Annotated in this window: 20 protein-coding genes; 14 read left to right on the forward strand and 6 right to left on the reverse strand. The window is 59.4% G+C overall.

Translation table 11 applies throughout. The annotated features are described in order from the left end of the window. Positions 1-51: 51 nt before the first annotated feature. The 3 genes from OP494_RS02410 to OP494_RS02420 form a co-directional block, all read right to left on the reverse strand. Positions 52-1,041 (reverse strand): lipid A deacylase LpxR family protein, encoded by a 990-nt coding sequence (locus OP494_RS02410; protein WP_040243963.1) that lies wholly within the window; start codon positions 1,039-1,041, stop codon positions 52-54. Positions 1,042-1,191: 150 nt separating this feature from the next. After that, a complete protein-coding gene (locus OP494_RS02415; RefSeq protein ID WP_040243961.1) occupies positions 1,192-1,659 on the reverse strand; it encodes a glycine zipper 2TM domain-containing protein in 468 nt (155 codons plus the stop codon). A 110-nt stretch (positions 1,660-1,769) separates the two neighbouring features. Continuing rightward, on the reverse strand, positions 1,770-2,234 hold the full coding sequence (locus OP494_RS02420) for a DUF6314 family protein (RefSeq protein ID WP_040243959.1): 465 nt from the start codon (positions 2,232-2,234) through the stop codon (positions 1,770-1,772). A 28-nt stretch (positions 2,235-2,262) separates the two neighbouring features. On the opposite strand from OP494_RS02420, the gene OP494_RS02425 reads away from it, so the two are divergent. Then, a complete protein-coding gene (locus OP494_RS02425) occupies positions 2,263-3,138 on the forward strand; it encodes a carboxylate/amino acid/amine transporter (protein WP_040243958.1) in 876 nt (291 codons plus the stop codon). Between the two features lie 94 nt (positions 3,139-3,232). Then, positions 3,233-4,876, forward strand: a complete 1,644-nt coding sequence (locus OP494_RS02430) for an FMN-binding glutamate synthase family protein (protein ID WP_075367856.1) — start codon at positions 3,233-3,235, stop codon at positions 4,874-4,876. An 8-nt stretch (positions 4,877-4,884) separates the two neighbouring features. Here the strand turns inward: OP494_RS02430 and zntR are convergent, their stop codons facing one another. Continuing rightward, the gene (gene zntR, locus OP494_RS02435; RefSeq protein WP_246893757.1) at positions 4,885-5,325 is read right to left on the reverse strand and encodes a Zn(2+)-responsive transcriptional regulator; all 441 of its coding nucleotides are present in this window, start codon (positions 5,323-5,325) and stop codon (positions 4,885-4,887) included. After that, on the reverse strand, positions 5,300-6,319 hold the full coding sequence (locus OP494_RS02440; RefSeq protein WP_280539140.1) for a DUF1853 family protein: 1,020 nt from the start codon (positions 6,317-6,319) through the stop codon (positions 5,300-5,302). Before OP494_RS02440 ends, zntR begins: the two co-directional genes overlap by 26 nt. A 166-nt stretch (positions 6,320-6,485) precedes the next feature. Here OP494_RS02440 and OP494_RS02445 point away from each other — a divergent pair, with 166 nt between their 5' ends. The 10 genes from OP494_RS02445 to OP494_RS02490 all read left to right on the forward strand — a co-directional run bounded on the left by OP494_RS02445 (position 6,486) and on the right by OP494_RS02490 (position 14,499). Beyond that, on the forward strand, positions 6,486-7,949 hold the full coding sequence (locus OP494_RS02445) for a PLP-dependent aminotransferase family protein (protein ID WP_280539141.1): 1,464 nt from the start codon (positions 6,486-6,488) through the stop codon (positions 7,947-7,949). Then, entirely contained in the window at positions 7,946-8,215 is a 270-nt protein-coding gene (locus OP494_RS02450) for a hypothetical protein (RefSeq protein ID WP_075367830.1), read from the forward strand. Before OP494_RS02445 ends, OP494_RS02450 begins: the two co-directional genes overlap by 4 nt. 104 nt (positions 8,216-8,319) lie before the next feature. Then, positions 8,320-9,201 (forward strand): NAD(+) kinase, encoded by an 882-nt coding sequence (locus tag OP494_RS02455; RefSeq protein ID WP_246939352.1) that lies wholly within the window; start codon positions 8,320-8,322, stop codon positions 9,199-9,201. Between the two features lies 1 nt (position 9,202). Beyond that, a complete protein-coding gene (locus tag OP494_RS02460; protein WP_040243951.1) occupies positions 9,203-10,207 on the forward strand; it encodes a metallophosphoesterase in 1,005 nt (334 codons plus the stop codon). Between the two features lie 168 nt (positions 10,208-10,375). After that, entirely contained in the window at positions 10,376-11,230 is an 855-nt protein-coding gene (locus OP494_RS02465) for a rhomboid family intramembrane serine protease (protein WP_075367833.1), read from the forward strand. Then, entirely contained in the window at positions 11,230-11,493 is a 264-nt protein-coding gene (locus tag OP494_RS02470) for a DUF1315 family protein (protein ID WP_075367834.1), read from the forward strand. The genes OP494_RS02465 and OP494_RS02470 overlap by 1 nt, the downstream gene beginning before the upstream one ends. Positions 11,494-11,549: 56 nt before the next feature. Then, on the forward strand, positions 11,550-12,353 hold the full coding sequence (locus tag OP494_RS02475; protein ID WP_245798005.1) for a DUF2797 domain-containing protein: 804 nt from the start codon (positions 11,550-11,552) through the stop codon (positions 12,351-12,353). A 94-nt stretch (positions 12,354-12,447) separates the two neighbouring features. Continuing rightward, entirely contained in the window at positions 12,448-13,131 is a 684-nt protein-coding gene (locus OP494_RS02480) for a type 1 glutamine amidotransferase domain-containing protein (protein ID WP_280539142.1), read from the forward strand. A gap of 151 nt (positions 13,132-13,282) precedes the next feature. Further along, positions 13,283-13,834: a cytochrome b gene (locus tag OP494_RS02485; protein ID WP_075367858.1), complete on the forward strand. Its 552-nt coding sequence runs from the start codon at positions 13,283-13,285 to the stop codon at positions 13,832-13,834. A 68-nt stretch (positions 13,835-13,902) separates the two neighbouring features. Further along, positions 13,903-14,499, forward strand: coding sequence for a YceI family protein (locus OP494_RS02490; RefSeq protein ID WP_075367836.1), 597 nt, complete (start codon positions 13,903-13,905; stop codon positions 14,497-14,499). A gap of 61 nt (positions 14,500-14,560) precedes the next feature. Here the strand turns inward: OP494_RS02490 and OP494_RS02495 are convergent, their stop codons facing one another. Continuing rightward, complete coding sequence (locus OP494_RS02495) at positions 14,561-16,375, reverse strand: diguanylate cyclase (RefSeq protein WP_280539144.1); 1,815 nt, start codon at positions 16,373-16,375, stop codon at positions 14,561-14,563. 222 nt (positions 16,376-16,597) lie between these two features. Between OP494_RS02495 and OP494_RS02500 the strand changes: the two genes are divergently transcribed. Further along, complete coding sequence (locus OP494_RS02500; protein WP_040243940.1) at positions 16,598-16,849, forward strand: aldo/keto reductase; 252 nt, start codon at positions 16,598-16,600, stop codon at positions 16,847-16,849. A gap of 134 nt (positions 16,850-16,983) precedes the next feature. Then, complete coding sequence (locus OP494_RS02505; protein ID WP_075367859.1) at positions 16,984-18,309, forward strand: MATE family efflux transporter; 1,326 nt, start codon at positions 16,984-16,986, stop codon at positions 18,307-18,309. Positions 18,310-18,433 lie beyond the last annotated feature (124 nt).

Here is an 18,433-nt window from a genome sequence, read left to right on the forward strand (position 1 = left end):
TCTGCGCTAGATCAATGCCCCGCCGATGCGGGGCATTGTCGTTGGGGGAGGTCACAGCCATAGCGAAAGCGTCAATGAACCGAATTGGTCATTTTCGTCTTGGGCTTCGAATTCATCGGTTCGCCAGACGCTGGTATAGGTGAGCTGCCAGCTATCCCACGTCAAGGCGATACCGGCTAGCGCATCGCCGACCCATTGCCGGCTGTCCACTGAGTGGCTGTCCTCAAAGGTATTGCCATCCAGCAGCAGGTTATGAGCCATGAAGCGGCCCTCGAGGCTAGCAAACGCATACCAGCCGAAGCCCTGGCCGGGTGTGAAATGGCTTCTGCCGCTTTGGGCGGGGGCTACGGCAGGCATGCCGGCGCTATTTTGTAGGTTATCGCCAATACGCAGGCCTACGCCGCTCGCGGCATACGTATACAGGTTGCCGAGGGCAAAGCCGGCGTTGGGGCCGTACTCCACGTCCAGGTTGCCGAGCGAGTCTTGCAGCCACCAGCTGCGCTTGTAGGTCACGTTCAGCACTGGTTCGTTGTGAAGCTGATGCGACCAGCCGTTGGGTTCGTCGCTGCCGATGAGGTGGTGAAAGTTCTTCTGCACGGCTTTCCCGCCCGATGCCGGTCCCACGATGCCGGCGTCGAAGTGAAGATCGTCGGACTGGCGCCAACCGTTGTATTGCCGATCATCGAAGAGTGATACGCCGGCATAAAGCAGACCCGCATAGGGGCGGTCGTTCTCGACGAGGTCCGAGCGGTCGATGTCGTTGGGTGTGTAGATCTGCTGACCGGCGCGATAAGCCACGCCATCGAGTTCTGCGCCCGACCAGCCGGGCACGATGTCGGCGAGGCGTCGTGTCCAATGTCTTTCGTCGGGCGTGAATGACCAGTCTACTTCCAACCCATTGGTATAATGCCCGTCGTCACCGCTGGCAAACAGGTCATTTTCGCTCTTGAGCGTGAGCATTCCATCAGCCAGTACGGGACTGGAAAAGGCCGCAAAGGCGAGGGTCGAGGCGAGGTAAGCGAGCGAGCGTCCTGGGTTCATGAGACGATTTTCCTATCCGTGGCGTATCACGTCACATACGATAGCGTATGTAAGCGACGTCGGATAGGAAAATTTGGCCCTGCTAATGCCGCCCGGGTCGTAAAAACACTCGGGCGGCACATTGCCTGCTTGGCTATCGCTTATGGGCGATCAATAAGGTGCGACACTCAGGTTGGCTCCACTGCCCACCATGCGTACTTTTTGTCCTACTTGCCAGTTGCGGTCAGCTTTCTGGACCACGACGACGGAGTCGCCGCTATCGCGCCGGATTTCTATCTCCCAGGCTTTGGTACGATTGGCGGCATCTTCGACCTTGCTGCCGGCGACGCTGCCCCCGATGGCCCCGGCTGCGGTGGCGATGGTACGCCCGGACCCGCCACCGACTTGGTTACCGAGCAAGCCACCCAGCACGGCGCCGCCTAGGCCACCCAGAATGCCTTCGTTCTGATCGCCGGCCTGAATCTGCACCTGACGCACCGACGTGATGGTGCCGTAAGTCACCGACTGCGCGGTTTCGGCTTGCCCGCTGCGATACACATCGCCCGAATAAGGCGATGTGTTGGCACATCCGGCGAGTGCCAATGACCCGATAAGTGCTAAAGGAAGTAGTGCTTTCATGCGACCTCCGTTACTTTTCGTGCTGTTTGAAAACAGCGTTCTCAAACTATTCTAGCGCGTTGTTACGATGCCGGCCAGTGCTGTCGACGAGGATGCGTCACTGCGCTGCGTTAATCGTCTGGCTGCCGATAATGGTAGACGAGTCGCTCATCCTTGCGAGGCCCCACGATATGCCATTCGAGTCGAAAACCATGAGGTTCAAAAGTGAGCCGGGCCTGGTAGGTATCAGCACCGCAGAGATGAGGCGACTTGCTGGTCAATGTGGTTGCGGAGTCGGCGACGAGATCGAATAGCCAGACCGCAGCGTCGGGGCCCCGGCGCTCGTGATAGAGCGCGATATGTTCAGGGTGAAGGTCCCAGCGATAGACATTGCGAAACGCTACCTCGCGGGATTGACCTTGGGGCAGAAAATGGCCTTGTTCGACGAAGCGTACCCAGTCGGTATGTGTCTCGGGCGCTACGGTTCCTGCACCCTGACCGGACCAGGCCACTTCGGAGGCATGTCCCGAGCGAGACGTGAAGCTCAATCGGTGAATACTAGGCAACAAGCGTGACAGGCGTATAATGGCAGTCAACTTCTGTAAATCCGTAGGTTAACTATACATGGGATATTTGATTGGCGTGACGACGCTCTGGGCATTTTCCTTCAGCCTGATCGGCGTCTACCTCTCCGGCCAAGTCGATAGTTATTTCGCGGTGCTCACCCGTATTGGGCTGGCGGCGCTGGTCTTTCTGTTCTGGTTACGTCCGCGACGTATGCCACTCGGGCACGTACTGGGACTGATGGCCATTGGCGCCGTGCAGCTGGGCGCGATGTATATCGGTTTCTATCAATCGTTTCTGCTGTTGAGCGTGCCGGAAGTCTTGCTGTTCACGATCTTCACGCCACTTTATATCACCTTGATCGATGACATACTCAAGGGGCGCTTCACGCCATTCTATCTGCTCACCGCTACGCTTGCCGTACTCGGAGCGGCGGTCATTCGTTACGCTGACATCAGCGACACCTATTGGGCCGGGTTCCTGGTCGTACAGAGCTCGAACCTATGCTTCGCCGTGGGGCAGGTCGCTTATCGTCATTTGGCGCCGCGCTTGCCGCGGGAGGTAGCGCATCGCCATGTCTTCGGCTGGTTCTACCTGGGAGCATTGTGTGTGGCACTACCGGCGTTCTGGCTGTTTGGCGATATCACGGCGTTGCCGACGACCTCGCTGCAGTGGGGCGTCCTGATATGGTTGGGCGTCGTCGCGTCGGGGCTTGGTTACTTTCTCTGGAACAAGGGGGCTTGTCGAGTCGATGCTGGGACGCTGGCGATCATGAACAATGCGCTGGTGCCCGCGGGGTTGCTGGTCAATCTGCTGATCTGGAACCGCGACGCGGATGTGCCGCGCCTGGCATTGGGTGGCGGCATATTGCTGGCCTCGTTGCTGATCAATACTTGGTGGCGCCGGCGCCATCAGGCGTCACTCGGCATTGCTTGATAGCGTTGCAGCCGTCTGTTGGGCCAGGCGGCTCTAAACCCGGACGACGTTTCGTGTTTTCATGGTGATGACGCCTTTCGTTCAGGACATCTTCATGAAGCATTCTTTGTTATCGCGTTACGGTTTTTTCATAGCGTGCTGCGTGGTCACGCTGGTGACGACGCTCATGGCCATACGGTGGCATGGTGGGTGGCCGGTGCCGTTGGTGAGTGGCGCGCTGGTCCTCTTGGGTATTGCCGATCTCTCGCAGCGCGGATATGCGGTACGTCGCAATTACCCTGTCATTGGCAACTTGCGTTATGTCTTTCAGGCGTTACGTCCAGAGTTGCGTCAGTACCTCTTCGAGGCCGATACCGAGCAGCTGCCGTTTTCCCATGTGCAGCGTGGCTTAGTTTATCAGCGAGCGCGCCAGCATAACGACGCCAAGCCCTTCGGGACGTTGCGCGACGTCTACGCCAATGCCTATGAGTACATTGGTCATTCGATGGAAACGGCGCCTGTGGCGGAGCCGGATGATTTTCGTCTGACCATCGGTAACGATCAGTGCACCCAGCCTTATGAGATTTCGCTATTCAATATCTCGGCGATGAGCTTCGGTGCACTGAGCGCCAATGCGATTCGCGCCCTCAACAAGGGCGCCCGGCTTGGACGCTTCGCGCATGACACTGGGGAAGGGGGCATCAGTCCGTATCATCGCGAACATGGCGGTGATCTGATCTGGGAGCTAGGTAGTGGTTATTTCGGCTGTCGTACGCCGGAAGGCGAATTCGACCCGAAGCGCTTCGCCGAGCAGGCCAGCGATGCGCAGGTAAAGATGATCGAGGTCAAGCTTAGCCAGGGCGCCAAGCCCGGACACGGGGGGCTGCTCCCGGCGGACAAGATTACCCCGGAAATCGCCCAGACGCGGGAGATTCCCCAAGGCGAGGATTGTCTCTCCCCGGCCAGCCATCCGGCGTTCTCGACGCCGCTCGAGATGCTCGACTTCATCGCGCAATTGCGTGAGCTTTCTGGCGGCAAGCCGGTCGGCTTCAAGCTGTGTCTTGGCCAACCCTGGCAATTCATGGCCATCGTCAAGGCCATGCTCGAAACCGAGATCGTGCCCGATTTCATCGTCGTCGATGGCAGTGAAGGGGGAACGGGCGCGGCGCCGGTAGAGTTTTCCGATCATCTGGGGGCGCCACTGCGTGAAGGGCTCTTGTTCGTGCATAACACGCTGGTTGGCGTGGGGCTGCGTGAGCAGATTCGCCTTGGAGCGAGCGGCAAGGTCATCAGCGCTTTCGATATCGCGCGGGTCATGGCCATGGGGGCCGATTGGGTCAATGCTGCACGCGGCTACATGTTTGCGTTGGGCTGTATTCAATCGCAAAGCTGCCATACCAACCGCTGCCCGACGGGAGTGGCTACCCAGGACCCGCTACGTCAGAAGGCGTTGGTGGTCGGCGACAAGGCCGAGCAGGTATATCACTTCCATCACAATACCCTGCATGCCCTGGCGGAAATGATCGCCGCGGCGGGGCTGACGCGTCCGTGGCAGATTACCCCGGACCACCTCGTGCACCGGGTCTCGGAAAACGAGGTGAAACTGTTCTCTCACCTGCACCCATTTTTGGAACCGGGCGAGTTGTTGCGAGACCCCGGTCAGCGCCCGTTCTATGGGCGTATCTGGCGCATGGCGCAAGCCCAGAGCTTCGCCCCCATGCAGTTGGCCGATGCGCCGAGTGGGGCGACGGCCGCGTAGAGGCATTTTCAGGCGTCATGCTGGTGCTGGTGCGGCTCGGGGGCGGCCTTGCCGTGGGCGAAGGCGGTTAGGATCGTACATTGCGTGGCCGCGTGCGGGCCGCCGCAGCAGGCATCGGTCAGGTGGGCTAACGCATGGCGCATGTGATGCAGCTCCGCCAGGCGTGCGTCGATGGCGGCGAGCTTGTCCTCGGCAACACGCTTGACCTCTTCGCAGGTGTGCGCATCGGCGTCGACCTGCAGCGAGAGCAGCTCGCGGATGTCGGCCAGGGTAAAGCCTAGGCGCTTGGCGCGCAGGATGAAGTGCAGGCGCTCAAGGTTGTCCGCAGCGTAGTAGCGGTAGCCATTGTCGCCGCGTTGGGCGTCCGGGAGTAATCCTTCCTTTTCGTAGTAGCGCAACGTGTCGACGCTGACGCCGCTACGCTCAGCCAGTTCTCCGATTCTTAGCATGGTGGGATTCCCTCCCTATGTTAGGCGTAATAGGTGGCAGTGGCAGGCTTCGCGGCCAGTCATCGGGCACGATGAAAAAACGTCGCTGGGTGCCGTCGGGCGCTTGCAGATGATATTGCTGTGGAGTGCCGGTGCCCGTGAAGTGTGCCTCGAGTGCAGCGTCTATCTTCTCTAGCGAGCGATAGGACTCGTATCCGGGGAGCGCGAGCCAATGCGGCTTGTGAAGTGGGGCGCCCAGGGTTCCCGTCGGCAAGTGGTCACGCAGTATCGGCCAGTCTTGCCATGCCAGCCAATCGCCATGCGCATCGGTGGTGCGCGCCGTATGCGGCGCCGCTATGGTGGCGGACCAAGGGTAAAAGAGGACCCCGAGCATGGCTGCACGTTGTCGAAGTGATCTGGGGTCGATACCCAGGGCATTCAAGCGTTCCATCGAGCGCGGATGATGAGCCAGGGGCAGCTGGTGATGCCGGGTATGGGCATGCTTGCGCGCCAGCGAGTCGGCGCAGCCAGGGCCGATCCAGCGTGCCGGGCTGCGTTCGTCACCGGGGCCTTCGCACAGGCCCAGATAATACTTGATGGCCAGTTCAAGGTGGATAGGGCGTCCCTGGCTATCGGCATAGATCACATCCAGCTCACCGAGAGTGCGGTTGGCCTCTTGAATCGCGATGTTAGTGGCCAGTAGGCGTGTCGCGGGGGCAAGGTCGAGTAGGGCGTGCCAGAGACGCTCATGATAATGCCCCAGACGTCGCGGTAGCGTCGCGCCGATATAAGGCACGAGCCGTTGCGGCTCGGCGTCGAGCGCATGCAGCCAAGCCTTTCTGCACGAAGCGTCTTCAAGCCCGAGCTCCTCGAGGGTCGGTCGGCCCGGGTAATCGCTGTCGATGATATCCGGTGCATGCAATAGCCAAGCGAGATCACGCACCCAGGGGTGGTCAAACGATGCCCATTCGTCTTCCGGTGCGGGCGTGACAGCATCGAGCAGTGTTTGTGTCATTTCGTCGTCATGTGTAAGGCGCTTGTCGTCAACTGATATGCTTTTTTCATACTTATCTGAATCTGTACTCTCCATGGTATTCCCCTGACAATATCTCCAGTTGCAAGACAATGCGAACCCGTTGCCGTTGCGTTTAAACAGGTAGTGAGTGTTGTCGGAGGTGGACATGAAGCGTTATCAACATCTGGCTGAAGCACTTGAGTCTTCAATTCTCTCCGGTGCGTTGCATGCCGGGGATCGTCTGCCTTCGATTCGTGCTGCCAGCATCAGCCGTAATGTCAGTCCCACGACTGTTTTCAAGGCGTATTATCTATTGGAAGCCAAAGGACTTATCCGGGCGCGTGACCGCTCAGGGTTCTATGTCGTTGGGCCGGAAGGCACCCGTCCGCCGGAAATCGAGATGACCAGCGCGCCTGACGAGCGTGTATTCAATGTCGATGTCAGCGACCGTGTTCTCCAGGTGCTAGGCGCCACTATGCGCCGCGATCTGGTGCCTTTGGGGTCTGCACTGCCGAGTCCTGAGCTCTATCCTATCCCGAGGCTTTCTCAGGTCATGGCATCCACGCTACCCAAGCTGAGTGTCTGGCATACGGTGGATGATTTGAGCCCGGGTAGTGCTCAACTGCGTCATGCTATTTCACTGCGCTATCACGCGGATGGTATGCGAGTGTATGCGGATGATCTCGTGGTGACCAATGGCGCACTGGAAGCGCTCAATATCTGCCTGGGGGTCGTCACCCAGCCGGGGGATGCGGTCATTGTAGAGTCCCCTACCTTTTATGCGGCGCTCCAAGCGCTGGAGCGGAATCACCTACGGGCAATCGAGGTATCGACACATCCACGCGATGGTATTGACCTGGAGGCGATGGAACGGGCGATACAGCGGTATAAGCCGGCGGCATGCTGGTTGATGACCAACTTCCAGAACCCGTTGGGTAGCCTGATGCCAGAAGACAAGAAACGTGATCTTGTCGCGCTACTGCAACGCTATGCTTTGCCGATGATCGAGGATGATGTCTATGGTGAGCTTTATTTCGATAGCCGCCGGCCGCTGCCTGCCAAAGCCTTCGACCAGGAAGGTTTGATCATGCACTGCAGCTCATTTTCCAAAAGTCTGGCACCTGGCTGGCGTGTTGGCTGGGTGGCAGGGGGGCGCTATACCCAACACATCATGCGCGACAAACTTTCACTTTCTCTATCGGCATCAGCGCCGGCTCAGGTAGCGCTATCGGCTTACCTGTCACGAAGCGGGTTTGATCGGCATTTGAGAACGCTTAGGCACAGGTTTGAATGGCAGCGTAACTGTATGCTGCAAGCGATCACGGCGCATTTCCCTGAAGGTACCCGGACTACATATCCCGCTGGAGGATATTTTTTATGGGTCGAGTTGCCGAAGTGTGTGGACACTTCGCGGCTACACCAGATGGCGCTGGCCGAAGGTATCAGTATCGCGCCGGGTAGTATCTTTTCTTCGCACGAGCGTTTTCACCACTGTCTGCGTTTGAACTATGGCCATCCCTGGGATGAGCGCTTGCAGACCGGCATGGAAATTCTCGGGCGCCTGATTGCCCAGCAGCTGGAGTGCGGGGACCACTCGACAGATGAAATCCAGCAAGGAGCGATACCATGAGTAAGAAGCCAATGTCGCGTAAACTTAAAGCGATATTCAAATTCTTTGCGGCTATCTTGGTGATCAACGTGATTGTGGGCGTCGCTGGCATCGCCTTCATGATGCTCTATTACGGCGAGGTCGATGGACAGGGGCAGGCAGCATTGGTGACCTTCATGATCTTGAATACGATCTTCGCGTCGCCCGTGGCGTTGTATCTCTACTGGTGGGAGTTGCACCCCGTGCAGACGCCCGAGTCGGATCAGTACAACGACCCCAGGCAATGAACGAAGACCACTAATATTGCAAGCGTTTCGGTCGGGCGCGGTTTGCTCCGCTGCTCGCCAGTCCGCATAATGACGGGCCGCGACGCCGGCAACGAGACGCTTTCATGCAGCCATTCAAGACCATTGGCCTGATCGGGCGATTAGGCAGCCCCAACGCGGTAGAGACGCTCAAGCGGTTGCTCCGCTTTCTCGGCGCTCGCCAGCTCGATGTGATCATCGAGGAACGCACCGCCACGGTATTGCTCAATCATGGTTATCCCGAAGCGAGCCGTCGCCAACTGGGTGAGCGCTGTGATTTGGCGATCGTGGTAGGCGGTGATGGCAGTCTGTTGAGCGCTGCGCGGGAGTTGTGTGCTACGGGTACGCCGGTATTGGGCATCAATCGAGGGCGATTGGGGTTTTTGACCGATATCTCGCCGGATGAAGTCGAAGAGCGAATCGGCGAAGTGCTCGATGGGCACTTCGAGAGCGAGCGTCGTTTTCTGTTGGAGGCGGAAGTGTTCCGCGCTGGCGAACAGGTCGGTACGGCATCGGGACTCAACGATGTGGTCATCCATCCCGGCAAGGCTGCGCGGATGATCGAGTTCGAGCTGTTCATCGACGGTCAGTTCGTCTACAGCCAACGCAGCGATGGGTTGATCATCGCCACGCCGACCGGCTCTACTGCTTATGCCTTGTCGGGAGGCGGCCCGATCGTGCATCCACGGCTCGAGGCCATCACGCTGGTGCCGATGTTTCCGCATACGTTGTCGAGTCGGCCGATCGTCATCGATGCGGCCAGCGAGATCACGGTGCATATCGGCGAAACCAATCACGCGTATCCGCATGTCAGTTGTGACGGCCAGACCCAGGTGGTTTCCAAGCCCGGCGACCGCCTGGTCGTGCGCCGCAAACGGGAACGGCTGACACTCCTTCATCCGCATGGTCACAACTATTTCGAGGCCTGTCGCACCAAGCTCGGCTGGAGCAGCCGGATGGGGGAGTGACATGACGCTGGCTCGAAAAGACCTCGAGGGTTACGATCTGATCGGCGACGTGCACGGATGTGGCGCCTCGCTGGCCGTGTTGCTGGAAAAGCTCGGGTATTCCTATCGAGAGGGCGTGTATCGTCATCCGCGTCGTCGAGTGATCTTCCTGGGCGATTTGATCGATCGCGGCCCGCGCATTCGGCTGGCGCTGAATATCGCGCGTGACATGGTCGAAGCGGGCGAGGCGGATATCGTGATGGGCAATCACGAATACAATGCCTTGGCGTATTGTCGCCGGTCGCCGCCGGACTGGACGGGGGAATGGCTGCGTGAGCATTCGCCGCGCCACAATCGCATCATCAATGAGACGTTGGCACAGTTTCGCGATCACCCCCAAGAATGGCAGTCCCATCTCGACTGGTTCATGACGATGCCGTTGTGCCTCGAACGTGATGGGCTACGGGTTGTGCATGCCTGCTGGGACCGTGACCTCATCGCGCCATTTTTGGCGCAATGTCCCGATGGGCGCATGAGTGAGGATTTCTTTTACGATTCGGCGTGCCCGGGTACCTTCGCCTTTCGTGTCATGGATCGACTGACGCGGGGCCCCTCTCTGCCGCTGCCGGCGGGCCTAAGGATCTATTCCGGTGACGGTTTCACGCGCACGAGTTTCCGCGCCCATTTCTGGGCACGCGATCCTCTGATCTATGGCGATGTGGTCTTCCAGCCCGATAACCTTCCCGACGATCTCGAGAATCAGCCCTTGAGTGCGGAGGAGCGACAGCGGCTGCCGTATTACGGACCGGAGGAGCCGCCGTTGTTCATTGGCCACTATTGGTGCGAGGGGGTGCCGGCGTTGCCGGCGCCGAATATTGCCTGTCTCGATTACAGTGCCGTGAAATATGGGCGTCTGGTGGCCTATCGCTGGGAAGGTGAACAGCGTCTGGATGCCAATCGCTTCGTATGGGTCGATGTGGCGCGTGAGGGATCGGTGCCCCCGACGCCTGACATCGCGCTGGCGTGAGTGGCAGAAAAAAGTTGAAAAAAATTTCGTTGCGCCGGGAACTCATCGCGGTGGGGCGTCGTCAGAGTAAGTGTTCCCTTGAATGATCCCTTGCTCTTGTCCGGCGGCCCCCTCCGCCGGACTTTTTCTTTTGTGCGTTCGTTTGCAGTACTGAAAGGGACCCCGCCCATGTACAAACTGCTGGAATTGCCTCTTCAACAGGATATCGTCGCGCTGCGTCGATCTTTGTGGGCGCATCGTATCGGCCATCAGGTGACCGAGGAGGAGGCGATTCAGGTGCTATGGCTGGCCGATCCGCGTCAGCGCGATGAGGCGGCGCACTTGATCGAGCAATGGCATCGTGGCGAGTTGGCCGAGCGTCCCGCCCAGGCCACGAAACGCCGTTCGTCTGGCATGCTCGGCAGTGCCTTTACTCAGGCACCGCTGGCGGCTGCCTTGGTGGCATTGTGTGTGGCGGTCTTCGCCTTGATGGCGTTGTTCGGTGATCGTGTGGTCGCCGCACTGACCTTCGTGCCCGTCGATGCTGTGTCTGGACGCCTGACGGTCGGCACCCTGGACGATTCCCTGGCGAGCGGTCAGGTATGGCGCCTGGTGTCGCCGGCGTTGATGCATTTCGGCTGGATGCACCTGGTCTTCAACATGCTGTGGCTATGGTATTTCGGACGCCAGGTCGAGGCGCTGCAAGGCCCCGTGCGCCTTATCTCACTCGCCGTCGTGGCGGCGCTGGTCTCCAACCTGGCGCAATACGCCACGGGGACCGTGCTGTTCGGCGGCATGTCCGGGGTCGACTATGCCTTGCTGGGGTATGTCTGGCTGATGGCTCGTCGGGCCCCGGGAAGCGGGTTTTTCGTGCCCCAGATGCTGGTGGTGTTCATGCTTGCCTGGATGGTCTTCACGATGACCGACATGGCGGGCTTGTTTGGATTCGGCAACGTCGCCAACGAGGCGCACCTGGGCGGTCTGTTGGTCGGACTGGTCGTCGGATGGTGGGCCGGTGGACGTGCCGCGAGAGGAGAGCATTAGTGAGTGACATGACCTTCGACAAGATGGTGGCGCAGATGACACCCGCCATGTACGACAGCTTCAAACAGGCGATCGCACTGCGTAAGTGGCCGGACGGACAGCGCTTGAGCCAAGAGCAGACCGAGCTGTGTCTCGAGGCGGTGATGAAATACGAAGTCGCCCACGATATTCCCGAGAACGAGCGTGTGGGCTATCTAGAGCGCGGCGGTTGTGGGACTAACGATGAAACCGGCGAGTCCGATGCCATCAAGTGGATGAACTGATGAGCGATCTATTCAGCGTGGCGGATGTCAGCGCCGCGCGCGGGCCTCTGCGCAAGATGGACATAGCGCCCGGCGACGCGGAGACGCCGGCGCAATACACCCTGCGTGCCGGCGAACAGCGCATCGGTCTCAATGCGCACCTGGGCGCCTCGTTGCGGCTCGTGCACACCGGCGCCATCCACTGCGTGCATTGCGGGCGCACCACGCGCAAGAGTTTCGCCCAAGGCTATTGCTATCCTTGCTTCAAGTCGCTTGCTCAGTGCGATACCTGCATCGTCAAGCCGGAAACCTGCCACTACCATGCGGGCACGTGTCGCGAACCGACATGGGGCGAGCAGCATTGCTTTCAGCCGCACGTGGTCTACTTGGCCAATTCGTCGGGGCTCAAGGTCGGCATCACCCGCAAGACGCAACTCCCCACGCGCTGGCTCGATCAGGGGGCGATTCAGGCGCTGCCTATTCTCGAGGTCGACAATCGCCTGCAGTCGGGGCTGGTCGAAACCTTGTTCAAGCAGGTGGTGGGCGATCGCACCAATTGGCGAGCAATGTTGAAAGGTGATGTGGCGCCCCTTGACTTGCTTGCCGAGCGAGACCGGCTCCTGGCCGCGCTCGATCAGGAGCTGGCGGCGTTACGGCAACGTGTCGGCGATCAAGCAATCGGTACGCTGGCGGCGGCCCCGGTCGCGCTGCACTATCCCGTTCTGGAATTTCCCAGCAAAGTAGTGTCGCACAATTTCGATAAATCCCCGGAGGTCAGCGGCCGCTTGATGGGGCTCAAGGGGCAGTACCTGATCTTCGATACCGGCGTCATCAACCTGCGCAAATTCGGTGGCTACGAGGTGGAAGTGGCGATCGAGTAATGTGGCTCTTGGCGCGGCGATGCCTTGAAGTCCGCTTGGATGTCTCCACTTCATGGGTATCGACATGAATGTCGCTTTACCCAAGGAGGCTCGCATGAAGATTCTGATGGTGCTGACGTCGCACGATCGCATGGGCGATACCGGCCACGCCACCGGCTTCTGGCTCGAGGAGTTCGTTGCGCCGTACTACGTGTTCAAGGATGCGGGCGCCGAGTTGACCCTGGCCTCGCCGAAGGGCGGGCAGCCTCCCATCGACCCGACGTCCACGCAATCCGATGCGCTGACCGATGAGACACGCCGCTTTGATGGCGATGACGAAGCCAAGGCGCAGTTGGCCAATACGCGCAAGCTGGCTGAGGTGCGCGCCGATGACTACGATGCGGTCTTCTACCCCGGTGGCCATGGCCCGCTGTGGGATTTGACGCAAGATCGCCATTCCCAGCAGTTGATTCACGACTTCCTCGTGGCTCACAAGCCGGTCGGGGCGGTCTGCCATGCGCCCGCCGTGTTGGTGCATGCCCAAGGTTCCGACGGTCAGTCAGTGGTCAAGGGGCATCGTGTAACGGGGTTCTCGAACAGCGAGGAAGACGCCGTGGGGCTGACCGATGTCGTGCCGTTGCTGGTGGAAGATGCCCTGAAAGAAAAGGGCGCCCACTATGAGCGCTCCGGCGCGGATTTCGATGCCTTCCAACTGCGCGATGGCCTGTTGATCACTGGTCAGAATCCAGCCTCCAGCGCACCGACGGCCAAGTTGCTGCTGGATGCTCTGACAGGCTGACAATGACCCTCGACCCTTACATACTTCTCTTATAATGGCTCGCCTTGGCGGGTCATTATTTCTTTTTGGTTAATAATGCCTTTCCTCGATGCGTGCTGGCGTGACGCACGATAGCCATTATGCTGAAGGCATAATCGGCGGAGAGACACGCATGTGGCGTAATTCGGTACACGGTTGGGGCTTGCCCAGCATTCTCTTGCATTGGCTGAGTGCCGTGCTGGTCGTGTCGCTCTTCGTGCTTGGCTGGTGGATGACCGGCCTTGGTTATTATGATCGCTGGTATCAACTGGCACCGTGGTGGCACAAGTCGCTGGGTCTGACGCTACTGGGTGTGACGCTGCTGCGGTTGGCATGGCGCCTGGGTCAGCCCACGCCCAAAGCACATGGCCTGTCTTGGGAGCGAATGCTGGCGCATGCCGGCCATTGCCTGCTGTACGTTTTGCTGTTGACGGTAATGGTGAGCGGCTATTTGATCTCCACTGCCGAGGGCCAGGGCATCAGCGTGTTCGGCGTCTTCGAGGTACCGGCGCTGATCAGTGAGCTGCCGAATCAAGCGACCCTGGCGGGTGATGTGCATTGGTACGCTGCTTGGGCACTGATAGTGCTGGCCGTGGGCCATACGCTGGCGGCGCTTAAACATCATATTTTCGATCGTCGGGACACCTTGCGCCGCATGTGGTGGCCCGGTGGGTCTCGACGTTAATGAGTTCGATATACGTGGCGGTGTTGCCGCCACTCTGGTTCTGCAAACCTTCCTCTTAGGAGATGACAATGTTCTCGAAATCGCTATTCAAGACCGTAACCGGTGCCGCCCTCGGCGCAGCCGCGCTATTGCCGATGACCCAGGCCAGTGCCGCCGAGTACCAGATCGACACCGAAGGGCAGCATGCCTTCATTCAGTTCAAGATCAGCCACTTGGGCTATTCCTACGTGCTGGGTACATTCGACGAGTTCTCGGGGAGCTTCTCTTACGATCCCGACGCGCCGGAAGCGTCCAGTGCCAATGTCGAGATCGACGTGACCAGCCTCGACAGCAATCACGCCGAGCGTGACAAGCACATCCTGAGCGACGATTTCCTGAACGCGTCGGAGTATCCCACCGCAACGTTCGAGTCGACCGGCTTCGAATCGACTGGCGAAGGCGAGGGCAAGCTGTCCGGCGACCTGACGCTGCATGGCGAAACGCAGCCGATCACCATCGATGTCGACCATATCGGTGGGGGCGACGATCCCTGGGGCGAATACCGGAATGGCTTCGAGGGTGAAACGACGCTGACGCTGTCCGACTTCGGCATCGATACCAGCAAGTTGGGGCCGACCGCGTCCACTGTCGATATGTATCTCGTGGTCGAAGGTATCCGCCAGTAATTCGCCACGCATGATCGAGTCTGAGTCGCCCCGCCTTGTGTGGGGCGATTCACGTTAGGGCTCAGTCGTGGGCGATCGCCAGACGGTTACGTCCGCCTTGCTTGGCTCCGTAAAGCGCCATGTCGGCGTGATGCAGCAGAGTTTCGGCATACTCGCCGTGCTGGGGATAACAGGCGAGTCCCAAGGAGACGGTAAGGTGCAGCGGTGTCCCATCGTCCAGGTCTATATCCAGCGTGGCGACCTGTTGGCGAAGATGCTCGCCGCGTTGCCGTGCGGCGGCTAGGCCGGCGCCGGGCATGATGATGACAAATTCCTCACCACCGTAACGACAGACGATATCGCCGCGCCGAACGTTATCGCTCAAGAGATCGGCGACCTCGATCAATGCCCGGTCGCCAAAAGCATGGCCGTGGTCATCGTTGATTGGCTTGAAGTGGTCAATATCAAGCATGAGGACCGACAAGGGGGCTGACTGGCGTTCGGCACGTGCCAGTTCGCGCGTCAAGGTATCGTCCAGGAAGCGCCGGTTGTAGAGACCGGTCAAGGCATCGCGAATGCTGGCCTCCTCGAGTTGCTCGCGCAGTTGCACATTGCTTAGTGATAGTGCCATATCCTCGGCGGCGCCCAGGGCGAATTCAGCTTGAGGATCGCCGTTATCCGTCTCGTCAGGGGGGCTGGTGAGGTGAAGGTGCAGTACCCCCATCGGTTCCTCCGTACCCCTCAAGGGTATGCAAAGATGGCGTCCGGGGCGCGCGGCGCGCAGGTGCGAGCAGGCCTTTGCATCGTGCGCCATGGGCAGAGTGACATCGCGCAGTCCACCATCGCGCAGAGCTAGGCATTCGTCCCGCTCGATATCGCCACTGTCCTCGCCCCACTGACAAATACGATTGGGCGCGGCGGTATGTGTGTTGAGGCACCACAACGTACCGCCGAGGGTATTGGCAAAAACCGTGGGTAACTGGTTACGCAGCGTCGACTGCGCTTCCTGCGTACTGCGGCAGGCTTGCAGGGCTTCGACAAGATCATGACGCGCTCGCATATCGCGGGTTCGATCGCGTACCAGCACATTGACGCGTTCGGCGAGTTCGCGATTAGTGCGTTTTTCGGTGGCTACCAGCGTCTCGAGGCGCGCGGCCATGGCGTTGAAAGCATGCGCCATCCAGGCGAACTCATCGCGCCCCCGGAGCGCCACGCGTTGGCTGAGATCTCCCGCGACCATACGCTGCGAGCGCTGGGTGATTTCCGAGACAGCATGGCGGGTGCGACGAAACAACGGCCACCAGGTCAGCAGGGCGCTCGCCAGTGCCAGCAAGATGCTCCATACCATGATGTACTGCGCGTGTTTTGCGGCACCCTGGCTATCGGCCTGGCGCGTATGGAGAGCTTCCTGCTCGGTATCGATGAAGTTGCCCATGACTGTTCGGAACTCATCGACCATGCGCTTGCTGGCTTTGTCGGCTATAGGGGGAAGTGCGGCATTCGCGTTACGCGTCTTGATAATGCTGTCGGTGGCGACGTTTTTTATCCACTGCCGGAAGAGCTGGTTGGCCTGCTCGAGGCGCCGGTGCTGTGTCGCGTCGTTCGAGGCGTCTTGCAAGCGTCTCAGAGTGCGCGGAAAAGTGCTCAAGGCGCGCTGGTAAGGCGCCAAATAATCGCCATCTCGGGTCAGGGCGTAACCGCGCTGGGCAGTTTCGGCGTCCATGAACAGTCGCATCAAGTGATTGGCATCGGCGATCACCTCGAGGGTCTGGGCGACGCTGCGAGCCGTGCGCTGCTCGACTTGAGACGCCTGGTAGAGGGCGAGGCAGCCGATCAACATGATCATGAAAGGCACGATGGCGGCGATTATCATGCGCGCATAGAGTGAATGAGGCATGAGGTGGAATTTCCTTAAAAATGTAACATTTGGTTACGTTTTGGTTGATCATAACGGGACTCGGCAGCCAATCTCAATGGCGATCTAGCGTGAGGAAGGTGTTGAAAGTCAATTTAACGGTCCCCACGTGTTGTACTGATCAGACAGACCCCCTGACGCGATGTTTCATATTGTAACCAAGCGTTTTTTGTACTGTCTTTTGCCATCTGACAAGGAGTCACCATGCTTAACCAACGTACGTTGCCCCGCATTGGTCTCGGTACCTTTCGTCTCAAGGATCAAGACGTCATCGACTCGGTCACGTCAGCGCTGTCACTCGGTTATCGGCATATCGATACCGCTCAGTTCTACGACAACGAGCGCGCCGTTGGCGAGGCGCACGGCGTGAGTCCGGCGCAGATCGCGCGTATCGATGCGCTGGATAGGGGCGAACGTATCGCCAATCCGGATTTTGCCCCTGAGTGGGACGCCTGAATCGTCATCACTCACGAAGGCGCTTTTTGCTGACAGCCTGTTAGACTTGGCGCCCCCGGTATCGACCGATACTGGGGGCGCCCTGTTTGATACCTTGATCGTTGATTTGCAATGAGGTTTCCGTGACGGAATCCATGTCCTCGCTACGTCGCCAGCTATGGCAGCAGACCTGGCCCATGGCCATCGGCGTGCTCTCGCTGCTGGGCTTTCAGCTTGTCGATAGTGCTTTCATTGCCCGCTTGGGTACCCAGCCGCTTGCGGCACAATCCTTTACCTTTCCGCTGTCGTTTCTGATCATCGGCGTGCAAGTGGGGCTGGGCATTGCCATCGCGGCGTTGATATCGCGAACCTTAGGGGCCGGTGATACAGCGCGTGCCAGGCGCCTGGGCAGCCTCGTGTTGGTCGGTGGCAGCGCCTTGATGGCACTGTTGATGCTGCTCATGTGGGCCGCGCAGACGCCGATCTTCACGCTGTTGGGAGCCGATGCCCCCACGCGGGATCTGATTCGCGCCTATTGGGGGCCGCAGCTGGTGGCCAACTGGCTGGGGGCGGTACTGTATTTCGGCTATAGCTTGTTCCGAGCGCACGGCGATACGCGTTTACCCGGCAAGCTCATGGTGCTGACCAGCCTGCTCAACTTGGGCCTCGATCCGCTGTTGATTTTCGGTGTCGGCGACTGGTCGGGTTGGGGATTGCCTGGCGCGGCCTGGGCGACAGCGTTGGCGTTTGCCATCGGTATTTGGCAACTGGTGGCGCGCCTACGTGCCCACGACTGGTTGGCGCGCCATGGATTGCGTGATGAACTGCGTGCCTCGGCCGTGCCGTTCATGGCGATTGCCGGTCCCGCGATGATCAGCCAATTGATGCCGCCGTTGTCGGCGATGCTGGCAACCTCCATTGTCGCCAAATTGGGTGAGACAGCGGTTGCGGCGTGGGGACTGGCCAGCCGTCTGGAAACGCTCTCGTTGATGGTGGTACTGGCGCTGACCATGTCGCTACCGCCTTGGCTGGGACGTTGTTACGGCGCTGGTGATTGGCCGCGCATCGATGCCTTGATGAGGCTAGCGGCGCGTACAGCAGTGATCTGGCAGTTAGGACTGGGATGTATCATGGCACTGGCGGCGCCTTGGGTGGCGGTCGCTCTGTCGGGCAACCCGGAAATACGCGATGAACTCGCGACCTTGATACGTTGGCTGCTACCCAGCTATAGCCTGCTGGGCCTTTGCATGCTGGTAGTCTCCGCCTCCAATGCGCTGGGCTGGCCGGTACGCGCCATGTTGCTGTCCTTCATGCGCTTGTTCGTGTGTTACTTGCCATGCCTGGCAGTGGGCGCCTGGTTGTCGGGCATCTTTGGCGTCGCCTGGGGAGCCGCACTGGGCAACGTGCTGGCGGGCGGTCTTGCCTGGAGTATCTTCCGGCGTTCTCTGACGCAACGCATGGCAGTCAATGGAGAAACTTGAAAACGCCGTTTTTTAAGTTATAAAAACCAGAATATGGGTGAAAATCGATTTCATCATCTGGTGATGAATTCGATTACCTCATAATTTACTGGCTTTTCCGTCCTATACTGGCGCTTCGATTCAG

The organism is Chromohalobacter sp. 11-W, from assembly GCF_029889905.1.
In the GTDB taxonomy this organism is placed as follows: domain Bacteria; phylum Pseudomonadota; class Gammaproteobacteria; order Pseudomonadales; family Halomonadaceae; genus Chromohalobacter.